The sequence below is a fragment of the Streptomyces sp. NPDC029122 genome (genome assembly GCF_055569445.1).
In genome coordinates, this window is the sequence record NZ_JBVHWK010000015.1 from 103,660 (window position 1) to 126,090 (window position 22,431).

20 protein-coding genes are annotated in these 22,431 nt (G+C 73.6%); 5 read left to right on the forward strand and 15 right to left on the reverse strand.

All coding sequences use genetic code 11. The annotated features are described in order from the left end of the window. Positions 1-292: 292 nt before the first annotated feature. From pheT to infC, 7 genes are all read right to left on the reverse strand, one after another. Positions 293-2,821: a phenylalanine--tRNA ligase subunit beta gene (pheT, locus tag ACZ4WZ_RS19125; protein WP_467891730.1), complete on the reverse strand. Its 2,529-nt coding sequence runs from the start codon at positions 2,819-2,821 to the stop codon at positions 293-295. After that, positions 2,821-3,948, reverse strand: coding sequence for a phenylalanine--tRNA ligase subunit alpha (pheS, locus tag ACZ4WZ_RS19130; RefSeq protein WP_467891732.1), 1,128 nt, complete (start codon positions 3,946-3,948; stop codon positions 2,821-2,823). Before pheS ends, pheT begins: the two co-directional genes overlap by 1 nt. A gap of 162 nt (positions 3,949-4,110) precedes the next feature. Then, positions 4,111-5,352: a sensor histidine kinase gene (locus ACZ4WZ_RS19135; protein ID WP_467891734.1), complete on the reverse strand. Its 1,242-nt coding sequence runs from the start codon at positions 5,350-5,352 to the stop codon at positions 4,111-4,113. Positions 5,353-5,407: 55 nt separating this feature from the next. After that, positions 5,408-6,265 (reverse strand): TrmH family RNA methyltransferase, encoded by an 858-nt coding sequence (locus ACZ4WZ_RS19140; RefSeq protein ID WP_467891736.1) that lies wholly within the window; start codon positions 6,263-6,265, stop codon positions 5,408-5,410. 117 nt (positions 6,266-6,382) lie between these two features. Further along, positions 6,383-6,769, reverse strand: a complete 387-nt coding sequence (rplT, locus tag ACZ4WZ_RS19145; RefSeq protein WP_007263143.1) for a 50S ribosomal protein L20 — start codon at positions 6,767-6,769, stop codon at positions 6,383-6,385. 101 nt (positions 6,770-6,870) lie between these two features. Beyond that, complete coding sequence (gene rpmI / locus ACZ4WZ_RS19150; protein ID WP_007263144.1) at positions 6,871-7,065, reverse strand: 50S ribosomal protein L35; 195 nt, start codon at positions 7,063-7,065, stop codon at positions 6,871-6,873. Positions 7,066-7,165: 100 nt separating this feature from the next. Next, positions 7,166-7,864, reverse strand: a complete 699-nt coding sequence (gene infC, locus ACZ4WZ_RS19155; RefSeq protein ID WP_467891739.1) for a translation initiation factor IF-3 — start codon at positions 7,862-7,864, stop codon at positions 7,166-7,168. A gap of 325 nt (positions 7,865-8,189) precedes the next feature. Between infC and ACZ4WZ_RS19160 the strand changes: the two genes are divergently transcribed. Next, positions 8,190-8,555 carry a DUF1844 domain-containing protein gene (locus tag ACZ4WZ_RS19160; RefSeq protein ID WP_361609715.1) on the forward strand — a complete coding sequence of 122 codons (366 nt, stop codon included), beginning with the start codon at positions 8,190-8,192 and terminating at the stop codon, positions 8,553-8,555. 93 nt (positions 8,556-8,648) lie between these two features. Here the strand turns inward: ACZ4WZ_RS19160 and ACZ4WZ_RS19165 are convergent, their stop codons facing one another. The 3 genes from ACZ4WZ_RS19165 to ACZ4WZ_RS19175 are packed head-to-tail and all read right to left on the reverse strand — an operon-like array spanning position 8,649 to position 11,397. Then, entirely contained in the window at positions 8,649-9,389 is a 741-nt protein-coding gene (locus tag ACZ4WZ_RS19165) for an SseB family protein (protein WP_467891741.1), read from the reverse strand. Between the two features lie 2 nt (positions 9,390-9,391). Then, positions 9,392-10,579: a type VII secretion-associated serine protease mycosin gene (gene mycP, locus ACZ4WZ_RS19170; protein ID WP_467891743.1), complete on the reverse strand. Its 1,188-nt coding sequence runs from the start codon at positions 10,577-10,579 to the stop codon at positions 9,392-9,394. After that, a complete protein-coding gene (locus tag ACZ4WZ_RS19175; protein ID WP_467891745.1) occupies positions 10,576-11,397 on the reverse strand; it encodes a hypothetical protein in 822 nt (273 codons plus the stop codon). The genes mycP and ACZ4WZ_RS19175 overlap by 4 nt, the downstream gene beginning before the upstream one ends. Before the next feature lie 637 nt (positions 11,398-12,034). Between ACZ4WZ_RS19175 and ACZ4WZ_RS19180 the strand changes: the two genes are divergently transcribed. Beyond that, positions 12,035-13,228, forward strand: coding sequence for an amino acid deaminase/aldolase (locus tag ACZ4WZ_RS19180; RefSeq protein WP_467891747.1), 1,194 nt, complete (start codon positions 12,035-12,037; stop codon positions 13,226-13,228). Here the strand turns inward: ACZ4WZ_RS19180 and ACZ4WZ_RS19185 are convergent. The 4 genes from ACZ4WZ_RS19185 to ACZ4WZ_RS19200 form a co-directional block, all read right to left on the reverse strand. Then, complete coding sequence (locus tag ACZ4WZ_RS19185) at positions 13,225-14,511, reverse strand: HAD family hydrolase (RefSeq protein ID WP_467891750.1); 1,287 nt, start codon at positions 14,509-14,511, stop codon at positions 13,225-13,227. The two genes, ACZ4WZ_RS19180 and ACZ4WZ_RS19185, sit on opposite strands and share 4 nt — an antisense overlap. Before the next feature lie 101 nt (positions 14,512-14,612). Further along, a complete protein-coding gene (locus ACZ4WZ_RS19190) occupies positions 14,613-15,404 on the reverse strand; it encodes a 3-oxoacyl-ACP reductase (protein ID WP_388945339.1) in 792 nt (263 codons plus the stop codon). A 5-nt stretch (positions 15,405-15,409) separates the two neighbouring features. Continuing rightward, on the reverse strand, positions 15,410-16,774 hold the full coding sequence (locus ACZ4WZ_RS19195) for an aldehyde dehydrogenase family protein (RefSeq protein WP_467891753.1): 1,365 nt from the start codon (positions 16,772-16,774) through the stop codon (positions 15,410-15,412). A gap of 36 nt (positions 16,775-16,810) precedes the next feature. Then, on the reverse strand, positions 16,811-18,175 hold the full coding sequence (locus ACZ4WZ_RS19200) for a glutamine synthetase family protein (RefSeq protein ID WP_467891756.1): 1,365 nt from the start codon (positions 18,173-18,175) through the stop codon (positions 16,811-16,813). 77 nt (positions 18,176-18,252) lie between these two features. On the opposite strand from ACZ4WZ_RS19200, the gene ACZ4WZ_RS19205 reads away from it, so the two are divergent. The 3 genes from ACZ4WZ_RS19205 (at position 18,253) to ACZ4WZ_RS19215 (ending at position 21,405) form a co-directional block, all read left to right on the forward strand. Continuing rightward, positions 18,253-18,999 (forward strand): FadR/GntR family transcriptional regulator, encoded by a 747-nt coding sequence (locus ACZ4WZ_RS19205; protein ID WP_467891758.1) that lies wholly within the window; start codon positions 18,253-18,255, stop codon positions 18,997-18,999. A gap of 173 nt (positions 19,000-19,172) precedes the next feature. Next, on the forward strand, positions 19,173-20,639 hold the full coding sequence (eat, locus tag ACZ4WZ_RS19210) for an ethanolamine permease (protein ID WP_467891761.1): 1,467 nt from the start codon (positions 19,173-19,175) through the stop codon (positions 20,637-20,639). 46 nt (positions 20,640-20,685) lie between these two features. Then, positions 20,686-21,405, forward strand: a complete 720-nt coding sequence (locus ACZ4WZ_RS19215) for a gamma-glutamyl-gamma-aminobutyrate hydrolase family protein (protein WP_467891763.1) — start codon at positions 20,686-20,688, stop codon at positions 21,403-21,405. A 95-nt stretch (positions 21,406-21,500) separates the two neighbouring features. Here the strand turns inward: ACZ4WZ_RS19215 and ACZ4WZ_RS19220 are convergent, their stop codons facing one another. Then, positions 21,501-22,424: a LysR family transcriptional regulator gene (locus ACZ4WZ_RS19220; RefSeq protein WP_467891765.1), complete on the reverse strand. Its 924-nt coding sequence runs from the start codon at positions 22,422-22,424 to the stop codon at positions 21,501-21,503. Positions 22,425-22,431: the final 7 nt, after the last annotated feature.

The following is a 22,431-nucleotide window of genomic DNA, read 5'->3' on the forward strand; positions in this document are numbered from 1 at the left end:
GGCCGCCCTCCCGGTGCCGTGCACGGCGCGCACGCCCGCAGCCAGCCGCGCGGGTGTGCGCGGGTGCACCGCTGCGCGGAGCGCGCTCGATCGCCGCGCGGGCTGGAATGCGCGCGGCGAATGCCCAGCCTCGCCGGCGATTGAGGCGCGGGGTCTGGGGCGGAGCCCCTGGGAACGGTGGAAGGGCGGGTAGGGGGCCGGCCCCGCAGGGCCCCGGGTGCCACCCGAACGGGTGAGGGGCGCGCCCGGCGATCCGGACGCGCCCCTCAGAGCGATTCAAGCGGCGGCGGCGTCACGCGCCCCGCAGCACCGCCCCGGTCCGCTCGCCGGCCAGGGCCACCGCGGCGTCGCGCGCGGCCGTGGACTCCTCGGCGGTCAGCGTCCGGTCGGGCGCCCGGAAGCGCAGCGCGTACGCGAGGGACTTCTTGCCCTCGCCGACCTGCTCACCGGTGAACACGTCGAACAGCCGCAGGGACTCCAGCAGTTCGCCGGCGCCCTTGCGCAGCGCGTCCTCCACCGCCGAGGCGGGGACGGAGGCGTCCACGATCAGCGCGACGTCCTGGGTCGCCACCGGGAAGGTGGAGATCCGGGGCGCCTGCACGGCGCCGCCGCCGGCCGCCGCGAGGCGGTCCAGGTCGAGCTCCATGGCGCTGGTGCGGGCGGGCAGGCCCATGGCCTTGACCACGCGCGGGTGCAGCTCGCCGGCGTGGCCGATGACCTGCTCGACACCGTCGACGGTGACGACCAGCTCGGCGCAGCGGCCCGGGTGCCAGGGGCCGTACTGGCCCTGGCGGACGACCAGCTCCGCACCGGCCTCGACGGCCAGCGCGCGGGCGGCCTGGACGGCGTCCGCCCAGCCCGCCGGACGGCCCTTGCCCCACCAGCCGGCCTGCTCGCGGGCACCGGCCAGCACGACCGCGGCGTACCGCGGCTGCGCGGGCAGGGCCGCGTCGAGGGTGGCGACCTCTTCGTCCGTGGGACGCCGGTCGACGGGCAGCCGTACGGCGACACCCGGCTCGGCGGCGGCACGGAAGACCGAGCCGGTCTCGAAGAGCGCGAGGTCGTGGCTGCCCCGGCTGTCGTTGCGGCGCAGCGCGCCGAGCAGACCCGGCAGCAGCGTGGTGCGCAGCGCCGGCTCCTCGTCGGAGATCGGGTTGACCAGCTTGACGACCTGGCGGCTCGCGTCGTGCGCGGGCAGCTGGAGCTGGTCGAAGACGGCCTCGCCGATGAACGGGTAGCTCAGCGCCTCGACGTAGCCGGCTCCGGCCAGCGCGCGGCCGACCCGGCGGTGCAGCTGCTGGCGCGCGGTCAGGCCGCGGCCGGAGGGCACCTGCGGGAGGGTGGACGGGAGGTTGCCGTAGCCCTCCAGCCGGATGACCTCTTCGGCGAGGTCGTTGGGCTCGGCGAGGTCGGGCCGCCACGAGGGGACGGTGACGACGAGCTCGTCCTGGCCGTAGACGTCGCAGCCGATCTCCTGGAGGCGGCGCACGACGGTCTCGCGGCCGTACTCCATGCCCGCGACCCGGTCCGGGTGGTCCGCGCGCATCGCGATGGTGCGTGGGGCTCCCGGGGCGGTGAGCTCGGTGACGCCGGCTTCGGCGGTGCCGCCGGCGAGCAGCACCAGCAGGTCGACGGTCCGCTGGGCGGCCGCGGCGGCGGCCTGCGGGTCGACGCCCCGCTCGAAGCGCTTGGAGGCCTCGGAGGAGAGCTTCAGGCGGCGGGCGGTGCGGGAGATCGACACGGAGTCGAAGTGCGCGGCCTCGATCACGACGTCGGTGGTGCCGGTGACGGCGCCCGTCTCCGGGTCGGTGACCGAGTCGGCGATCTCGGTGTTGGCGCCGCCCATGACACCGGCGAGCCCGATGGGGCCGCTGCCGTCGGTGATCACCAGGTCCTCGGCGTCGAGCGTGCGCTTGACCCCGTCGAGGGTGGTGAGCTTCTCGCCCTGCTCGGCACGGCGGACGCCGATCGCGCCGTCGAGGCGCGAGCGGTCGTAGGCGTGCAGCGGCTGGCCGAGCTCCAGCATCACGTAGTTGGTGACGTCGACGGCCAGCGAGATCGGGCGCATGCCCGCCTTCTGGAGGCGGCGCGTCAGCCAGATCGGGGACCGCGCCTCGGGGTCGAGGCCGGTCACCGTGCGGGCGGTGAAGCGGTCGCAGCCCTGCGGGTCGGAGATCTGCACGGCGTAGCCGTACGAGTTCGGCGCGGGCACGTCGAGCAGCGCCGGGTCGCGCAGCGGCAGGCCGTAGGCGGTGGCGGCCTCGCGGGCCACACCGCGCATGGACATGCAGTAGCCGCGGTCCGGGGTGATGTCGATGTCGAGGACCTCGTCGACGAGCTGGAGCAGCTCGATCGCGTCGGTGCCGGGCTCGTACTCCGGCGGCAGCACGATGATCCCGTGCGTGCCGTCGTCGCCCATGCCCAGCTCCTCGCCGGAGCAGATCATGCCGTGCGAGGTCCTGCCGTACGTCTTGCGCGAGGCGATCGCGAAGTCGCCGGGCAGGACGGCGCCGGGCAGGACCACGACGACCTTGTCGCCGACGGAGAAGTTCCGGGCACCGCAGACGATCTCCTGCGGCTCGCCGGTGCCGTTGGCGGAGCCGACGTCGACCGTGCAGAACCGGATCGGCTTGCGGAAGCCCTCGAGCTCCTCGATGGTCAGCACCTGGCCGACGACGAGGGGGCCCTTGAGGCCGGCGCCGAGCTGCTCGACGGTCTCGACCTCGAGGCCGGCGTCGACCAGCTTGGCGGCCACGTCACGGCCGGTCTCGCCCGCGGGGAGGTCGACGTACTCCCGCAGCCAGGAAAGCGGGACGCGCATCAGATCTCACTCCCGAACGGCCGGGTGAAGCGCACGTCACCCTCGACCATGTCTCGCATGTCTTCAACGTTGTGACGGAACATCAGCATCCGCTCGATGCCGAAGCCGAAGGCGAACCCGCTGTACTTCTCCGGGTCCACACCGCAGGCGACGAGCACCTTCGGGTTGACCATGCCGCAGCCGCCGAGCTCGATCCAGCCCTCGCTGGAGCAGGTACGGCAGGGGCGGTCGGGGTTGCCCACCGACTCGCCGCGGCAGACGTAGCACTGCATGTCCATCTCGGCGGACGGCTCGGTGAAGGGGAAGAAGTGCGGGCGCAGCCGGGTGGTGGTCTGCTCCCCGAAGAGCTCCTTGACCATGTGGTCGATGGTGCCCTTGAGGTCGGCCATGGTCAGGCCCTCGTCCACGGCGAGCAGCTCGACCTGGTGGAAGACCGGGGTGTGCGTCGCGTCGAGCTCGTCGGTGCGGTACACGCGGCCCGGGCAGACGATGTAGACGGGCGGCTTGCGCTCCAGCAGCGAACGCGCCTGCACCGGGGAGGTGTGGGTGCGCAGCACGACACCGGACTCGTCGCCCTCGGTGCCCTTGGGGCCCTGGACGAAGAAGGTGTCCTGCATCTGGCGCGCCGGGTGGTCGGGCGTGAAGTTGAGGGCGTCGAAGTTGAACCACTCCGCCTCCACCTCGGGGCCCTCCGCCACCTCGTAGCCCATGCCGACGAAGATGTCCGCGATGCGGTCCATCAGCGTCGTCAGGGGGTGGCGGGCGCCGGCGGGCACACGGTCGTAGGGCAGCGTGACGTCCACCGCCTCCTCGACCAGCACCCGCTCGTCGCGCTCGGCCTCCAGCTGCACCGTGCGGGCCCCGAAGGCCTTGTTCACGGCGCCGCGGGCCTGTACGACGCGCTTGCCCGCTTCGGCCTTGGCCTGGGGCGGCAGGGCGCCGATCTCGCGGTTGGCGAGCGCCAGGGGCGAGCGGTCGCCCATGTGCGCGGTCTTCGCCTCGCGGAGCTCGTCGAGGTCGCCGGCGGACGCGAAGGCGGCGAGCGCCTCGTCCCGCATGCGCTCGATCTCTTCCGGTTTCAGTGCCTCGACCTCGACAGGGTCGTACGACTTGTTCGGTGCCGACATCTCTTCCCGTACTTCCGATGGCTGGCTGGTGGGTCCCCGCGCGACCTGGATCGAAACGGCTCGGATCGATCGGCACAAGGACACAAAGGTGCCAAAGGACGAGTCTAAGGGCCGCCGGGGGTGGAGGAGCCCGTGGGCCGCCTGGCGAGACCGTCCGCAGGGTTACTGCGTGAGGTAGGCCGGGGCGCTCACGGGCAGGATAAATCGGAACTCGGCTCCGCCTCCGGGGCCGCGGCCGACCGTGATGGTCCCGCCGTGGGCCTCCACGATGCCCTTGACGATGTACAGGCCCAGGCCGGTGCCGCCGCGCTTGCTCCCCCGCCAGAAGCGGGTGAAGACGCGGCCCATCGACTCCTCGGGGATCCCGGGGCCTTCGTCGGTCACGGTGACGGCTGTTCCCTTCTCGTGCGGCGCTACGTCGATGGTGACCGTTCCGTCACCGTGGCGCACCGCATTTTCGAGGAGGTTGCCGAGAATCTGGTCGATCTTGTCCGGGTCCGCCCACAGGTCCGGCAGCGGGCTGCTGACCCGTACGAGGAACCGCTCGGGCGCCTGCCCGTTCGCGGTGAGTGCCTGGACGTGGCGGCCCACGGCGGCGGCGATGTCTACGGGCTGGCGGCGCACCTCCAGGCGGCCGGAGTCGATGCGGGAGATGTCGAGGAGCTCGGCGATGAGCCGGGTGACGCGGTTGGCGTCGGCGTCGACGGTCTCCAGCATCAGCCGCTTCTGGTCGTCGGTGAACCGTTCCCACTTGGCGAGCAGGGTCGCGGTGAACCCCTTGACCGAGGTCAGCGGGGAGCGCAGTTCGTGCGCCACCGTCGCGATCAGCTCGGCGTGGCTGCGCTCCGTGCGGCGCCGGGCCTCGGTGCCGCGCAGGGTGACCACGAGGCGGCTGAGCGGGCCCGTGGGGTGGGTGCGTACGTAGCGGGCGGAGACGAGCACCTCGCGCCCGCCGGGCAGCAGCAGGTTCCGCTCGGGCTGGCCGCGCCGGGTGGCGAGTCCCCCGTACGGGTCGGTCATCGCCCACCAGCGGCGGCCTTCGAGGTCCTCCAGCGGCAGCGCGCGCTCGATGCGGGCACCGATGGCCCGGCCGGCCGCGATGTCGGTGATCCTGGACGCGGCCCGGTTGAAGCAGACGACGTGCCCGGTGTGGTCGGCGACGACGAGCCCGTCGGGCAGCTCGTCGGGGTCCATCCGGAAGGCGCCGTCCCCCTGCCCGGGGGCTCCGCCGGGCCCCTGGCCGGGGGCACGGCCGGCGGGGCCCGCCTGGGGCGGTACGGAGGCCGGGGCGTCCGGGGCGGGCGGCGGAACGGGCGGTGCGCCGCCCGGGGGCCGGGCGGCGTCCCCGAACCGCTCCTCGGCCGCGTCCGCGGCCCCTGGTGAGCTGTTCGTACCGACGGTCATGTCCCCGTACCCCGCATCTCCGGGTAGCTCAGTGGGCCCCCGGGCGGCCACATTACTAGCTGGGGGTCACGGAGCGGCACCCTCCGGGCGCCCGCTGTGCCCGCGCGGACGCGTAGAGGCACACGGCTGCGGCCGTCGCGAGGTTCAGGCTCTCGGCCTTGCCGTGGATCGGGACCCGGACGACGGCGTCCGCGAGGGCGCGGGTCTCCTCGGGCAGGCCCCAGGCCTCGTTGCCGAAGACCCAGGCCGAGGGGCCGCCCATGGTGCCCGCGTCCAGCTCGGCGTCGAGGTCGTCCTGCCCGGCCCCGTCGGCCGCGAGAATCCGTACTCCGGCGGCCCGCAGCCCTTCCACGGCCTGCTCGACGGGGACGCCGACGGCCACCGGGAGGTGGAAGAGGGAGCCCACCGAGGCCCGTACGGACTTGGGGTTGTACAGGTCGACGGAGGCGTCGGTCAGCACCACCGCGTCGGCGCCGGCGGCGTCCGCGCAGCGCAGCACGGTGCCGGCGTTCCCGGGGTCGCGGACGTGGGCGAGGACGGCGACCAGCCGGGGCCCGGCCCTGAGGATCTCCTCGAAGGGGGAGTCCAGGAAGTGGCAGACGCCGACCAGGCCCTGCGGGGTCACGGTCTGCGAGACCTCGGCGAGCACCTCGTCGGACGCGTAGTGCACCCGGGCCCCGGCGAGCAGCGCGGCCTCGACGATGTCGGCGTAGCGCTCGGCCGCCTCGACGGTGGCGAACAGCTCGATCAGGGTCGCGCCCTGGGCCCCGCGGTGCTCGACGGCCTCCCGGACGGCCTGCGGGCCCTCGGCGATGAACCGGCGCTCCTTGGTGCGGAAGTTGCGCCGCGCCAGCCGGCGGGCGGCGGCCACCCGCGGGGATCGGGGGGAGATCAGCTCGGTGGGGTGACCCATGGTGTCTGCGGTTCTCTCTCGGGTTCTGCGTGGCGGGGCGAAAGCACACGGACCCGCAGGCGGGAAGCCTGCGGGTCCGTGGGGTGCCGGCCGCGTGGAGCGGGCCGGCCAGGCGCCTTAGGCAGCGGCCTTGGGCGCGTTCACGTCGGCCGGGAGGGCCTTCTGCGCGACCTCGACCAGCGCGGCGAACGCGTTGGCGTCGTTGACGGCCAGCTCGGCGAGGATCTTGCGGTCCACCTCGATGTTGGCGGCCTTCAGACCCTGGATGAGGCGGTTGTACGTCATGCCGTTCTGGCGGGCAGCGGCGTTGATGCGCTGGATCCACAGCTGACGGAAGTCGCCCTTGCGCTTCTTGCGGTCGTTGAAGTTGTAGACCAGCGAGTGGGTGACCTGCTCCTTGGCCTTGCGGTACAGGCGCGAACGCTGACCGCGGTAGCCGGAGGCCGCCTCGAGGATCGCCCGGCGCTTCTTGTGGGCGTTTACTGCCCGCTTGACGCGTGCCACTTTTTACTCCTTGTAGCGGGGCCGTGGTTGTCTTCACACGGCCCGAAATTCGATGGGGTCCCGGTCTTGACGTCCCGCTCCCCCGGGGGGAGCGGAGGACATCAGATGCCGAGAAGCTTCTTGATCTTCGCGGCGTCGCCGGGAGCCATCTCCGCGTTGCCGGTCAGGCGACGGGTGATGCGGGACGACTTGTGCTCGAGCAGGTGGCGCTTGCCGGCGCGCTCACGGAGCACCTTGCCGGAGCCGGTGACCTTGAAGCGCTTCTTGGTACCGCTGTGCGTCTTGTTCTTCGGCATGGCGCCGTTATCTCCTCGTCGGTGGCGCCCCCGCCGGTCCGGCGGGACCGGCTCGCGGGAGCGTCATGTTGTTGGGTGATCCGGGACGGGCTGTCCGGGATCAGGCCTCGGCGTTCGCCTCGGCGGAGCCCTCGGCCTCGACCTCGGCCTCGGCGGCGGCCTCCGGGGCCTCCTCCTCGGCCGGAGCGGCCTCGGCGGCGGTGCCCTGGCGCTCGGCCTTGCGCGCGGCCTGCGCCTCGCGGGCTTCGGCCATCGCCTCGGTCTTCTTCTTGTGCGGACCGAGAACCATGATCATGTTTCGGCCGTCCTGCTTCGGGTTCGACTCGATGAAGCCGAGGTCCTCGACGTCGGAGGCGAGACGCTGCAGCAGTCGGTAGCCGAGCTCCGGCCGGGACTGCTCGCGACCACGGAACATGATCGTGATCTTGACCTTGTCGCCCTGCTTGAGGAACCGAACGACGTGACCCTTCTTGGTGTCATAGTCGTGCGGGTCGATCTTCGGCCGGAGCTTCATCTCCTTGATGACCGTGTGCGCCTGGTTCTTGCGCGCCTCACGGGCCTTCATGGCCGACTCGTACTTGAACTTGCCGTAGTCCATGAGCTTGCAGACCGGCGGGCGCGCGGAAGCCGCGACCTCGACCAGGTCCAGGTCGTATTCCTGTGCGAGCTCAAGCGCCTTCGCAAGCGGGACGATGCCCACCTGTTCGCCGCTGGGACCGACGAGTCGCACCTCAGGGACTCGAATCCGATCGTTGATGCGGGGCTCGGTGCTGATGGATCCTCCTCGGTAGCACCACACGGTTGCCTGGCAGACAACCGCTGACGTCTTTTGTCGTCAGACCTCAACCGCGGCGGAGAATGAAAAATGCCCCGCCGGGCACAGGCAGGGGCTCCAAAACAACCGGAGCACCGCCGCGTGCGAACCGCGGGGCGCAGATCGACGGCTTTCCATCGTCCGTACGGAACGATGGATACCGTCTGACCGGATGACCCGCCTCCCCGGAGGGTGGTCGGGTGGGAGATCGGAGCCTCCACTTGTGGGCCGGGCACGCATGTGTCCGGCCGGTCGAGTTCCATACTACCCCACGCATGGCAAGGCCGCCGCACGACCTATCGTGGAGCGCATGACTGACGCGACGCCCTCCGATTCCACCCCTCCCGACTACGACGAGATGACCCGCGACATCGCGGACGTCCCGGCCGTCGAGGTCATCACCACGGTGGCCGTCCACCTGCTGAGCGCCGCGGCGGTCAACCTGGGCCTGGACAAGCCGGACTCCGAGCACAAGGACCTCGACGAGGCCCGCAAGCTGATCACCGCCCTGGCCGGCCTGGTCACCGCCAGCGCCACCGAGATCAGCTCCTTCCACGCGGCCCCGCTGCGCGACGGCCTGAAGTCGCTCCAGCTGGCCTTCCGCGAGGCCTCGATCGTGCAGGACGAGCCGGGCCAGGGCCCGGGCGAGAAGTTCACGGGCCCGGTCTACGCCTGACCGTCCTCCCGCACGTTCCGCTTCCGTACGCCGAAGGGCCGCCGCGACGCGTCGCGGCGGCCCTTCGGCGTACGGGATCCGGGCGGGCTGACCTCAGCGCGCGAAGAGCGGCTCCCCCGGCGGGACCGGGCCGCCGGCCGGGAGCAGGGCCAGGTCCAGGCCGCGTACGAGCCGGCCGCGCAGGGTCTCGTCCGCCGCCAGCGCTTCGGCCACGCGGCGGGCCGCCGGGGCGGGCTCGGCGTCGGCCGAGAGCACGACGGCCAGGGTGCCGTCGGCGTCGGCTCCGCCCCGCCCCAGGTGGGCGCGGAGCACGGCGGGCTCGGCGGCCACGGCCGCCCGTACGGCCTCGCGCACGGCCGGGTCGGCCAGCGGGTCGGCGTCCGTGCGGCCCTCGGCCAGCGCGAGCAGGGCCGGGCCCGTCAGCTGGTACGGGACCGGGCCGGCCAGGTCGATGACGACCGTGTCGGCCTTCTCGTGCGCGGCGGCGGCGAGCGCCTGGTGCAGCGGGACCGCCACCGGGCGGGCCGCCGGGTCCCACAGGGCCAGCGAGGCGATCGAGGTGAAGGCGGGCAGCGCCCGGCGGTTCCCCGCCGTCAGGGTGGGCACGGCCATGTCGCTGGTCTTCTCGCGCTTGAGGCCGGTCTCGGGGTCCGTCTCGACCTCGCCGAGCATCGCCACGACGGGCACCAGCAGCCGGGCGTCCTTCAGCGCCGCCAGCAGCTGCGGTTCGGCCGCCCGGTCGGCCGCCCAGGCGGCCAGGGCGGCGCTCAGCCGGGGGTCGGCGGTGCCGTCGTCGTCGGAGAAACCGGGGTCTGGAATGTTCTTGGTCGCCACAGTTACGCGACTCTATCCCGCCGTGCGGCGCGCGGACGCCGGGCCAGTACGGCGGCCAGCACCAGCAGGGCCGCTCCCCCGGCCGCGGCCGCCGGCACACCGGGCACCGTCCGGCGCCCGGACGGCCGGACCGGTTCGGGTCCCGGGCCGAAGTACCGCCGCCCGGCCGGGACGGCGGCGGGGACGGCCGCCTCGGGGCGCAGCGCGGCGCCGGCCTGGAGTGCGGCGACGGGGTCGACCGTGCCGTGGCCCCGGGCGTCGTCGCGGCCGCCGGGCGGGCGGTCGGCGGCGGTGTCCTCCAGCAGCTTCTTGACCTGTGCCGGGGACAGGCCCGGGTGGGCGGCCCTGACGAGGGCCACGGCGCCGGAGACGAAGGCCGCGGCGGCGCTGGTGCCCCAGCCCTCGTAGTAGGAGCGGTCCGGGTCGGCGATGACCACGTCGACGCCGGGGGCGCTGACGGTGGCGTACCAGTGGCGGGTGGAGAAGGGTGCCTTGCGGCCCTGGCGGTCCACGGCCGCGACGGCGATGACGCCGGGGTAGGCGGCGGGGTAGGAGGTGTGGTCGCCGCGCTCGCCGCCGTTGCCCGCGGAGGCGACGACGACCACGCCCTTGCCGAGGGCGTACCGCACGGCCTCGTCCTCGGCGGCCTCGTGGTGCGCGGAGTCGCTGTCGTCGCCGAGCGAGAGGTTGATCACGTCGGCGCCGTGGTCGGCGGCCCAGCGGATGCCTTCGGCGAGGGCGCCGGCCTTGCTGTCCCGGGCCTCGGCCCGGCCGGGGTCGCCCTCTTCGAGGATGACGCGGACGGGCAGGATCTTCGCGTGGGGCGCGATCCCGAGGACTCCTTGCGAGCGGTCGGGGCCGTGGCCCCGGCCCGCGATGATGCCGGCCATCGCCGTGCCGTGGCGGGCCCAGGCGCGGTCGCCGCGGCCGGCGCCCATGCCGACGAGGTCGGCGCCCTCGAGGACCTGGCCGGCGAGGTCGGGGTGGCTGGCGTCCACGCCGGTGTCGAGGACGGCGACGGTGACCCCGTCGCCCTGGGTGGTGCCCCAGGCCTCCTCGGCGCGCAGGGCGAGCAGGCCCCACTGCCGGTCGCGGATGGTGTCGGCGGCGGCGGGGTGGGCGGCGGACCCGGCGAGGAGGGCGGCGGCGAGGGCGGCGGCGGCCGCCGTGCGCAGGGGGGCCGGTTTCATCGGGCGGACCCCTTCGTCGGCGGGGGCGGGACGGGGGCCGTGCTCGAGGCGGGGGCGGCGAGGCCGGTGAGGGCCTGTGCGGCCCGGTCGGCGGCGGCCTTCGCCGTGTGGCCGAGCCCCGCCTCGGCGACGGTCCCGGTGGCGCCGGACCGGACCGCCTCCTCGGCGGGGACCGGCGCGTCGACGGTGCGGCCGTCGGCGAAGGCGGAGACGGCGTAGACGACGGCGGGGGCCTCGGCGGAGACCGTCGCGGTCCAGGCGGCGCGGCGCGCGTCGGCGTACTCGTAGGCGGGCGGGACGGTCAGCCGGCCCCGGAGGCCGTCCATGGCGGTGGCGTCGGCGGGGGTGAAGACCAGGCCGACGGTGACGAGGGAGCTGCGGGTGGCGTCGGTGTAGGTGGCGCGGAGCACGCGGGTGCAGCCGGTGGCGGCGAGAGCCGCCCGCCAGTCGGCGGGCAGGACGGCCGCGCAGTCGGCGTCCGGTGCGAGGGCGATCCGGATCCAGCTGCGGTCGGCGCCGCCGGGGCCGGATCCGGGGGCGTCCAGCACGGGGGGCAGGAGGCCGTCCACGGGGGCCGACCGCCACAGCGAGGCGGCCTGGCGGTAGGCCGCGTCGGGGGGCAGGGGGCGGTGCGAGGCGCGGTGGTCGCGCCAGGCGGTGGTGGCGGCGCCGGCGAGGAGGGCGGTGCCGAGGAGGGCGCAGAGGGTGGCGCTGACGACCCGGGCGGGGTGGCGGCGGGGCGGTCGGTGCAGTGGTGTCGGGGCCGGCGGCTGCTCGGGGTCGCCCAGGACCTCGGTCCGTGGTGTCGTCGTGGTCATCCGGCGGCTCCGCCCCCCGTTCCGTACGGCTGCCTGCCCGTACTCTACGGGGCGGTTGCCGTTGCCCTGGCCGGGCCGTTGCCCTGGCCGGGCGGTTGGGGGGCGGCGGGGTGGCCTTGTTCGGGCGGGGTGCGGGTGGGGTGTTGCCCCGTCGGGCGGGGTTCGGTGGGGTGGTTTCGGGTCGGGGGCGGTGCCGGGGTGGGGGTGTCGTCCGGGGCGGGCTTCGATGTTCGGCGCCCGTTCAGGGTCCGGTTGTACGGGGCACCGGGCGCCGAATTCATCTCGTTTTGGCCCCGGACGGCACCCCACCCCGTCCCCGCCCCCTCACGTGGTTCTCCGGCCGCCCGTGTCTTTGCCGGCGCCGGCGTGCTGCCGCTGGCGACTCCGCCTCGCCGGCCTCCTCGTCTGCAGTCCCGGCTTGACCTGCAACTCCGGTTTGGCCTGCAACTCCAGCCTGGTCGGCGACTTCAGCCCCGCCGGCGTTTGAGGCGCGGGGGTCTGGGGGCTGGCCCCCAGGAGGGGGCCGGGGCGGAGCTCCGGGGCACGGGGGGCCGCGCAGGGGCGGCGGGCACACCGCCCGGCCAGGGCGAGGGCAAGGGCCTACCCACCGGTAAAGCCGTCTGGCAAGCTGCCGCCCATGACTTCGGACCGGGCCCGGTACGACCGGGCGACCGCGCATCTCGACGCGCCCCTGGCCATCGTGGACCTGGACGCCTTCGACGCCAACGCCGACGATCTCGTGCGGCGGGCCGGCGGGAAGCCCGTCCGGGTCGCCAGCAAGTCCGTGCGGTGCCGGGCGCTGCTCGAACGGGTGCTGGCCCGGCCGGGGTTCGCCGGGGTCATGTCGTACACCCTGGCCGAGTCGCTGTGGCTCGCCCGGTCCGGGTTCGAGGACGTGCTGCTCGCCTACCCGTCCGCCGACCGGGGCGGATTCGCGGAGCTGGCCGGTGACGCGAAGTTGGCTTCCGCGGTGACGGTGATGGTGGACGACCCCGCGCAGTTGGACCTCATCGACCGGGCGCGGGGCGGCGGGGCCGAGGTGGTGCGCGTCTGCCTGGAGCTGGACACGGCCCTGCGGTTGCTCGGCGGGCGGGTGCGGGTCGGGGCGCGGCGGTCGCCGCTGCGGGAGCCGGGGCAGCTGGCGGAGCTGGCGGCGGCGGTGGCGGCGCGGCCGGGGTTCCGGGTGGTGGGGCTGATGGGCTACGAGGGGCACGTGGCCGGCGTCGGGGACGCGCTGGCCGGGCGGCCGGTGCGCTCGCGGATGATCCGGCTGATGCAGGGCGCGGCGCGCAAGGAGCTGGCGGTGCGGCGCGCCGAGGCGGTGCGGGCCGTCCGGGCGGTGGTGGGGGAGCTGGAGTTCGTCAACGGCGGCGGGACGGGGAGCGTCGCGGAGACGGCGGCGGAGGAGGCGGTGACGGAGATCGCCGCCGGGTCGGGGCTGTACGTGCCCCGGCTGTTCGACAACTACACGACGTTCCGGGGGCGTCCGGCGGCGCTGTTCGCGCAGCCGGTGGTCCGGCGGCCGGGGGTGGGTGTGGTGACGGTGCTGGGCGGTGGCTATCCGGCTTCCGGGGCGGCGGGGGCCGACCGGCTGCCGGTGCCGTACCTGCCGGCCGGGCTGCGCTACGACCCGCGGGAGGGCGCGGGCGAGGTGCAGACCCCGCTGCTGGGGAGCCCGGCCGACGACCTGCTGATCGGCGACCGGGTCTGGTTCCGGCACGCGAAGGCCGGTGAGCTGTGCGAGCGGTTCGACACCCTGCACCTGGTGGAGGGGGACCGGGTGACCGGGTCCGTTCCGACGTACCGGGGTGAGGGGCGGACCTTCCTCTAGAAGACCGTGTCCGTCTGGTCGGGGACGATGCTCGTGTCGGGGCGGCGGACGGGGGCCGGTGTGCCGTCGTGGTCGGTGTAGCCGGTGGTGGAGCAGGGGTAGGGGCCGGGCTTCTGCTTCTTGGGCTCGATGAACATCGGGTTCACGATCCACTTGCCGTCGCTGTTGTCGTAGGCGCGGCACATGAGTTCGTTCTTGTTGCGGTTGATGACCAGGCGCAGGGCGGTGGCGTCGCGCAGGAAGGAGATGTCGGTGTCCGAGTCGCCCGCGGCGAAGACCTGGCGGCGGGAGGGCGGCTGGACCTTCTCGGCGGCGCGGCCGCGGACGCCGAAGACCTCCTGGTTGATCCAGCAGCGCTTGCCGTCGATGTAGGTGGTCATCGTGTCGGCGCCGTCGGGGACGGATCCGCAGCCCTGGAGGTGGCTGGTCAGCCTGCCGTCGCGGGTGGTGTTGCGGATGCCGATGACGTGGTCCGCCCCGATGCCGACGTCCTGGGCCCAGACCTCGACGACGGGCTGCGGGGAGGCGGAGCTGATCCAGACGTCGAAGCCGGCGCGCCGGAGCCTCTCGATCAGGTCGCGCTGCTGGTCGTAGTAGCGGATCCAGGCGGTGGCGGTGCCGGTGCCGACCCGCTGCACGGCGCCGATGGGGGCGGCGAGGTTCTCGGTGCGGGCGGCGGCCGCGAAGCCGCGTACCTCGTGGGCGGTCCAGCCCTGCATCAGCTGCGGCAGCCAGGCGTAGGCGGGGTCGGTCGTACGGCGGTCCCAGCCGGCGAAGGCGGCGGCGCCGGTGCGGGTGGCGGAGGTGCCGTAGACGGCGTTGAGTTCGTCGGCGCAGGCGGCGCCCTCGGGGGTGCCGGTGGGCAGGGGGGCGCCGGGGCGGGCGAGGGGGCCGCAGGCGGTGGCGAGGGCCTGGGCGGCGGCCGGGGTGAGGTGGCGGCTGGTGGTGCTCCAGTCGCCGCCGGCGGGCTGGCGGACCTTCCCGTTGCGCAGGAGCCAGAACATGGTGGCGTCGCCGACGTCGTTCTTGACGACGGTGTTGTCCCAGTCGAAGACGGCGACGGGTCTGGCCCGGCGCGGGCGGTGCGGGTCGCAGTCGCCGTAGCGGTCGATGAGCTGCTGGAGGCGGGCCTGGTTGTCCCCGTACCAGCCCGCGGCGGGTTTCGGGGTGGTGCAGGCGGTGGGTGCGGCCTGGGCGGGGGCGGCGGCGGTGAGGGTCGCGGCGGCCGTCGCGACGGCGGCGGCGAGGGTCTGGAGCCGTCGGGCGGGGGAGGGACGGGTCACGGGGGCTGGTGCTCCTGTTCTCGTACGGGATCGCCGGGGACGGTGGAGCACGGCGGCCGGGCGTCGTGGACGCCCGGCCGCCGTCGAGGGGGTGAGCCGGCCTACAGGGGGGTGACGTACGCGCCGGAGATGCCGCCGTCGACCAGGAAGTCGGTGGCGTTGATGAAGGAGGAGTCGTCGCTGGCGAGGAAGGCGACGGCGGCGGCGATCTCGGTGGGTTCGGCGAACCGGCCGAGCGGGATGTGGACGAGGCGGCGGGCGGCGCGCTCGGGGTCCTTGGCGAACAGCTCCTGGAGCAGGGGGGTGTTGACGGGACCCGGGCAGAGGGCGTTGACGCGGATGCCCTCGCGGGCGAACTGGACGCCGAGTTCGCGGGACATGGCGAGGACGCCGCCCTTGGAGGCGGTGTAGGAGATCTGGGAGGTGGCGGCGCCCATGATGGCCACGAAGGAGGCGGTGTTGATGATGGAGCCGCGTCCCTGGCGCTGCATGTAGGGGAGGGCCGCCTTGCAGCAGAGGTAGACGGAGGTGAGGTTGACGTCCTGGACGCGGCGCCAGGCGTCGAGCTCGGTGGTGAGGATGGAGTCGTCGTCCGGGGGCGAGATGCCGGCGTTGTTGAAGGCGATGTCGACGGAGCCGTAGGTGTCGAAGGCCGTCTTGAAGAGGGCCTCCACCTGGTCCTTGTCGGTGACGTCGACCTGGACGAAGGTGCCGCCGACCTCCTCGGCGGCGGCCTTGCCGGCGGCCGGGTCGATGTCGGCGCAGACGACGTTGGCGCCTTCGGAGGCGAGGCGGCGGGCGGTGGCGAGGCCGATGCCGCTGCCGGCTCCGGTGATGACGGCGGTGCGGCCGACCAGGCGGCGGCAGACGATCTCTTCGGTGCGGTCGGTCATGGGGTTCAGGCCTCCGTGCTGATGAAGACGTTCTTGGTCTCGGTGAAAGCGGTGAGGGCGTCGGGTCCGAGCTCGCGGCCGAGTCCGGACTGCTTGTATCCGCCGAAGGGGGTCCAGTAGCGGACGCTGCTGTGGGAGTTGACGGAGAGGTTGCCGGCCCGGACGGCGCGGGACACGCGCAGGGCGCGGCCGACGTCGCGGGTCCAGAGGGAGCCGGAGAGTCCGTACTCGGTCGCGTTGGCCAGGCGTACGGCGTCCTCCTCGTCCTCGAAGGGGAGGATGACGGCGACGGGGCCGAAGACCTCTTCGGTGGCGACGGGCGCGGTGGGGTCCACGTCCGTGACGAGGGTCGGCGGGTACCAGAAGCCGGGGCCCTCGGGGGCCTTGCCGCGGATGGTGGTGAGGTCGTCGGTGACGTACGAGCGGACGCGCTCCAGCTGGCCGCGGGAAATGAGCGGGCCCATCTGCGTCTTCTCGTCCAGGGGGTCGCCGACGACGACGGACTCGATGCCGGGGGCGACGAGCTCCAGGAAGCGGTCGTGGACGGAGCGCTGTACGAGGATCCGGGTGCGGGCGCAGCAGTCCTGGCCGGTGTTGTCCAGGAAGGCCATGGGCGCGGCCGCGGCGGCGGCCTCGAGGTCGGCGTCGGCGAAGACGATGTTGGGGCTCTTGCCGCCGAGTTCGAGGGTGAGGCGCTTCACGCGGTCGGCGCACTTGGCCATGATCTGCTTGCCGACGCGGGTGGAGCCGGTGAAGACGATCTTCGCGACGCCGGGGTGTTCGACCAGCGCGTCGCCGGCGACCGCTCCGTGGCCGGGGAGCACCTGGAAGAGGTGTTCGGGGATCCCGGCTTCGAGGGCGAGTTCGGCGAGGCGCAGGGCGGTGAGGGGGGTGGTCTCGGCGGGCTTGAGGATGACGGCGTTGCCCGCGGCGAGGGCGGGTGCCAGGCCCCAGGCGGCGATCGGCATGGGGAAGTTCCACGGCGCGATCACGCCGATGACGCCGAGGGGTTCGAGGAAGGTGACGTCGATGCCACCGGCGACGGGGATCTGGCGGCCGGAGAGGCGTTCCACTCCCCCGGCGGCGAAGTCGAGGAGGTCGCGTACGTTGCCGGCCTCCCAGCGGGCGTTGCCGAGGGTGTGGCCGGCCTCGGCGACCTCCAGGCGGGCCAGTTCCTCGATGTGTCCGTCGACCACCGCCGCGAAGCGGCGCAGGAGTCGGGCCCGGTCCGCGGGGGGTGCCGCCGCCCAGGCGCGCTGGGCTCTGGCGGCCCGGGCGACGGCGGCGTCGACATCGTCCCGTGTGGCGGCCGGGACGGTGGCGACGGTTTCCTCGGTGGCCGGATTCAGTACTTCCAGCACATCGGACACGTGGGTGCCTTCCTGATGTTCGGTTGGGGGTGGCTTCTACAGGCGTTCGAAGGAGCGGCGCAGCTCCCAGTCGGTGACCGCGGAGTCGTAGGCGTCGAGTTCGACGCGGGCCATGTTGCGGTAGTGGGCGACGACCTCGGGGCCGAAGGCCGCCTTGGCGATCTCGCTGTTCTCCCACAGTTCCGCGGCCTCGCGCAGGGTGGTGGGGACGTGGGCGTAGTCGGCGGTGTAGGCGTTGCCGGCGCAGGCGTCCGGCAGTTCGAGGCGGTTCTCGACGCCGTAGAGTCCGGCCGCGACCAGGCCGGCGACGGCGAGGTACGGGTTGACGTCGCCGCCGGGGAGGCGGTTCTCGAAGCGGGTGGAGCGGCCGTGGCCGACCACGCGCAGGGCGCAGGTGCGGTTGTCGACGCCCCAGGCGACGGCGGTGGGGGCGAAGGATCCGGGGCGGAAGCGCTTGTACGAATTGATGTTCGGGGCGTAGAGAAGGGAGAAGTCGCGCAGCGCCGCCAGCTGGCCGGCCAGGAAGTGCCGCATCAGCGGTGACATCCCGTCCGGGCCGTCCCCGGCCATGGCGTTGCGTCCTTCGGTGTCGGCGAGCGAGAGGTGGATGTGGCAGGAGTTGCCCTCGCGCTCGTCGTACTTGGCCATGAAGGTGAGCGAGACGCCCTCCTGGGCGGCGATCTCCTTGGCGCCGGTCTTGTAGACGGCGTGCTGGTCGCAGGTGGTGAGCGCCTCGTCGTAGCGGAAGGCGATCTCGTGCTGGCCGAGGTTGCACTCGCCCTTGGCGGACTCGACGACCAGGCCGGCGGCCTGCATCTCGTTGCGGATGCGGCGCAGGAGGGGTTCGACGCGGCCGGTGCCGAGGACGGAGTAGTCGATGTTGTACTGGTTGGCGGGGGTCAGGCCGCGGTAGTTGGCGTTCCAGGCCTGTTCGTAGGTGTCCTGGAAGACCATGAACTCCAGCTCGGTGCCGACCATGGCGGTGTAGCCGAGTTCGGCGAGGCGCTCCAGCTGGCGGCGCAGGATCTGGCGGGGTGCGGCGACGACGGGCGTGCCGTCGCTCCAGGCCAGGTCGGCCATGATGAAGGCGCTGCCGGGGTTCCACGGGATGCGGCGCAGGGTGGCGGGGTCGGGGTGCATGGCGAAGTCGCCGTAGCCGCGGTCCCAGGAGGACATCTCGTAGCCGTCGACGGTGTTCATGTCGGTGTCGACGGCGAGGAGGTAGTTGCAGCCCTCGGTGCCGTGGGCGAGGACCTCGTCGAGGAAGAACTGTGCGGCGAACCGCTTGCCCTGAAGACGTCCCTGCATGTCGGGGAAGGCCAGGACGACTGTGTCGATCTCACCGCTCGCGACGAGGGCACGGAGCTCCTCGGGCGCGAGCGGCGGCATGCGGTCTACCACTGGAATCTCTCCTTCGGTGAGCCGAGGAGGCCTAAGGTATTGAATAGAACCATTGCTTGGGAAGGGGAGGAGCCGAGATGACCGACACGGCGGATGGCGGTGGCGCGATCGCGCGGCTGAATCCCGTACTGCGCCAGGTGCGGGCGGGCAACGGCTTCGAGGAGGCGCTGGAGCAGATCCTCCAGGTGGTCCGGCTGGGCCTGGTGCCGGGCGGGGAGCGCCTGCCGCCCGAGCGGGAGCTGGCGGAGCGGATGGGGATCAGCCGGGTCACCCTGCGCGAGGTGCTCAAGGTGCTGCAGGACCAGGGACTGGTGGAGGCCCGGCGCGGACGGTACGGCGGAACGTTCGTGCTGGCCCGTCCCGACACGCCGGCCGGCGGCGCCGAGGAGGAGCTGCGGAGGCGCGTGGCGGGAGTGGACATCGAGGACGCGCTGCGCTTCCGCGAGGTGCTGGAGGTGGGCGCGGCCGGGCTGTGCGCCTCGCAGGGGCTCTCCGAGGAGCAGGCGGAACGGCTGCTGACCGCGCTCGCCGCCACCCACGACGCCCCGCTCGCCGAGTACCGCCGCCAGGACACCCTCTTCCACCTGACCCTGTGCGAGCTGGCCGGCTCCGCCACCCTGACGGCCCAGTACGCCGCCGTCCGGGCGACGGTGAACGAGCTGCTGGACTGCATCCCGCTGCTGGTGCGCAACCTGGAGCACTCGCAGCAGCAGCACACGGCCCTGGTGGAGGCGGTGCTCGAACGCGACGCCGAGGGCGCCCGCGCGGTGATGCGCGAGCACTGCTGCGGGACGGCGGCCCTGCTGCGCGGGTTCCTGGCCTGAGGCGGCGCGCGGGCGGGGGCGACGGGTCCGGCGGGGCCGGCAGAGCCGGTGGTTCCGGCGGGGCCGGAGAGGTTTTCGTAACCCCCGTTTAACGCCGGGGGTCTTGCGCGTTCCCCGCCCATGACGCAAAGGTACGCCTCACAACCATTGCATTGCCCTAGGCAGGAGCGCACATGGCCGACGACACCGCACCCGTGCCCGTATCCGCACCACCGGCCTCCGCGAAGGACGCCGACGCGGAGTACCTGGAGCGCCGCACCCTGCGCCGCGGCAGCGCCGGCTGGCTGCTGCTGACCGGGCTCGGCGTCGCGTACGTCGTCTCCGGCGACTTCTCCGGCTGGAACGTGGGCTTGGACAAGGGCGGTTTCGGCGGGCTGGCCATCGCCACGGTCCTCATGGGCGCGATGTACGCCTGCCTGGTGTTCTCCCTCGCCGAGCTGTCCACGATCCTGCCGACGGCGGGCGGCGGCTACGGCTTCGCCCGCCGCGCGCTCGGCCCGTGGGGCGGCTTCCTCACCGGCACGGCCATCCTCATCGAGTACATCCTGGCCCCGGCGGCGATCGTCATCTTCATCGGCGACTACGTCGAATCGCTCGGCCTGTTCGGACTGACCTCCAGCTGGCCGGTCTACCTCGGCTGCTTCGTCGTCTTCATCGGCGTGCACCTGTGGGGCGTGGGCGAGGCGCTGCGCTTCAGCCTCGTCGTCACCGCCGTGGCCGTGGCCGCGCTGCTGATCTTCGCACTCGGGGCCCTCACCGAGTTCGACGCGGGCTCGCTGGACGACATCGCCGTGGACACGGGCGCGTTCGGCTCCAGTTCCTGGCTGCCCTTCGGGGTCCTCGGCATCTGGGCGGCCTTCCCCTTCGGCATGTGGTTCTTCCTCGGTGTCGAGGGCGTGCCGCTGGCCGCCGAGGAGGCCAAGGATCCGGTCCGCGCCATGCCGAAGGCCCTCGCCATCTCCATGGGCGTCCTCGCCCTCCTCGCCCTGATCACCTTCTTCGCCGCCACCGGCGCCCAGGGCGCCGACGCCGTCAGGACCGCCGGAAACCCCTTGGTCGTGGCCCTGGAGGGGGACGGCGGACCGACCGTGCTCAGCCGCTTCGTCAACTACGCCGGACTCGCCGGCCTGGTCGCCTCCTTCTTCTCCCTCATCTACGCGGGCTCGCGCCAGCTCTTCGCCCTCTCCCGGGCCGGGTACCTGCCGCGCTTCCTCTCGCTCACCTCCAAGCGCAAGGCCCCGTACCTCGGACTGGTGATCCCCGGCGCCATCGGATTCGCCCTGGCGGCGGCCACCGGCAACGGTGCGCGGATGCTGAACATCGCGGTGTTCGGGGCGACCATCTCGTACGCCCTGATGGCCCTCTCGCACATCGTGCTGCGCCGCCGGGAGCCCGGCCTGCAGCGGCCGTACCGCACCCCCGGAGGGGTCCTGACCTCGTCCGTCGCCTTCGTCCTGGCCCTGTCGGCGCTGGTCGCCACCTTCCTGGTGGACCAGGACGCGGCGCTCATCGCCCTCGCCGTGTACGCCGTCGCCCTGGCCTACTTCGCCTTCTACAGCCGCCACCGCCTCGTGGCCTCGGCACCTGAGGAAGAAGCCGCCGCGCTGGCGGAAGCCGAGGCGGAGTTGACCCGCGACTGAAATCCTTTACCCCGCACGCTGTCCGGCACCACCCTGGAGGTAATCCGTGCCCAGGCCGCTCATCGGCATCACCACCTACGTGGAGGAATCCACCCGCTACAACGTGTGGGACCTGCCCACGTCGCTCGTGCCCTCCGGGTACTACGAGCTCGTCCAGGCGGCGGGCGGGGCGGCCGTCCTGCTGCCGCCGGACGAACCGGAGCGGGCGGCGGAGGTGCTGGGCCGGCTGGACGGACTGATCGTCTCGGGCGGCCCGGACGTGGACCCGCGCCTCTACGGAGCCGCGCGCGACCCCCGTACGGGTCCCCCCGCGCGCGTCCGCGACGAGTGGGAACTCGCCCTGATCGGGGCGGCCCTGGAGGCGGACCTGCCCGTGCTCGGGATCTGCCGGGGCATGCAGGCCCTGAACGTGGCCCTGGGCGGAACGCTGATCCAGCACATCGACGGGCACGTCCACACCCCGGGCGTCACCTCCTGGCACCCCGTCACCCCCGTCGCGGGCACCCGTTACGCGGAGCTGGTCCCCGAGAAGGCGGACGTCCCGACCTACCACCACCAGGCCGTGGACCTCCTGGGCCGGGGGCTGGTCGTCTCGGCGTACGCGGACGACGGCACGGTGGAGGCCATCGAGGACCCCGACCGCTCCCGCTACGTCCTGGGCGTCCAGTGGCACCCGGAGCGGGACAAGGACACCCGGGTGATGGACTCCCTGATCGAGGCCGCCGCCGACCGTCGCGCGGTACCGGTGCCGGTGCCGGTGTCCTGACCCCGGATCCCCCCACGGGGCCCCGGCGCCTCCTCCCGGGCGCCGGGGCCCTCGCGCGTCCCGGACCGCGCCTCCGGGTCCGGCGTCCGGACGGCCTACGCCCTCCGCCGGGTCAGCGACAGCAGGTCGCGCGCCGGGCCCGCCGGGCGGGCGCCGGTGGGCCAGACGGCGCGCAGGGCGCGGGCCAGGGCGGCGCCCGGCACCGGCACCTCCACCAGCCGGCGGGCCGCCAGCTCGTCCCGCAGCGCCAGCTCCGACAGGACGCACGGCCCGGCACCGCTGAGCGCCGCCGCCTTGACGGCGGTGGTCGAGGCCAGCTCCAGCAGCGGCTGGGCCAGCCCCCCGGACGCGGCCAGGGCGGCGTCCAGGACCTGGCGGGTGCCCGAGCCCCGTTCGCGCAGGATCAGCGGACTGCGGGCCAGCTCCGCCGGGTCCACCCCGCGCGAGCGCCGCGCCCACGGGTGCCCCGGCGCCACCGCCACCAGCAGGCGGTCCTGGGCGATGACCACCGAGTCCAGGCCGTCCGGGACCGACAGCCCCTCCACGAAGCCGAGGTCGGCCTCGTGCGCGAGGACGCGCTGGGCGACGTCGGCCGAGTTCCCGGCGTGCAGGGACACCGCCGTGTCGGGCCGTTCCCCGCGCAGGGCGATCAGCCAACCCGGGAGCAGGTACTCCGCGATGGTCATGCTGGCCGCGACCCGCAGCCGCGAATCCCGCCGTCCCCGTAGCGCCTGCGCCCCGGCGTCGAAGGCCTCGGCGGCCTCCACCACCCGCCGGGCCCAGTCCGTGACGAGCGCGCCCTCCGCCGTCAGCGTCGAGCCGCGCGGGGAGCGGTCCACCAGGGCGACGCCGAGACGTGTCTCCATCGCCCGGATGCGGCTGCTCGCCGCCGGCTGCGTGATGCCCAGGTGCCGGGCGGCGGCGCTGAGGCTGCCGACCCGGGCCACCGTGAGCAGCAGTTCCAGCGCGCCCAGGTCCGGCACGCGGTGCGCCAGCGGAACCGTCTCCTCATTACCCATAACATCA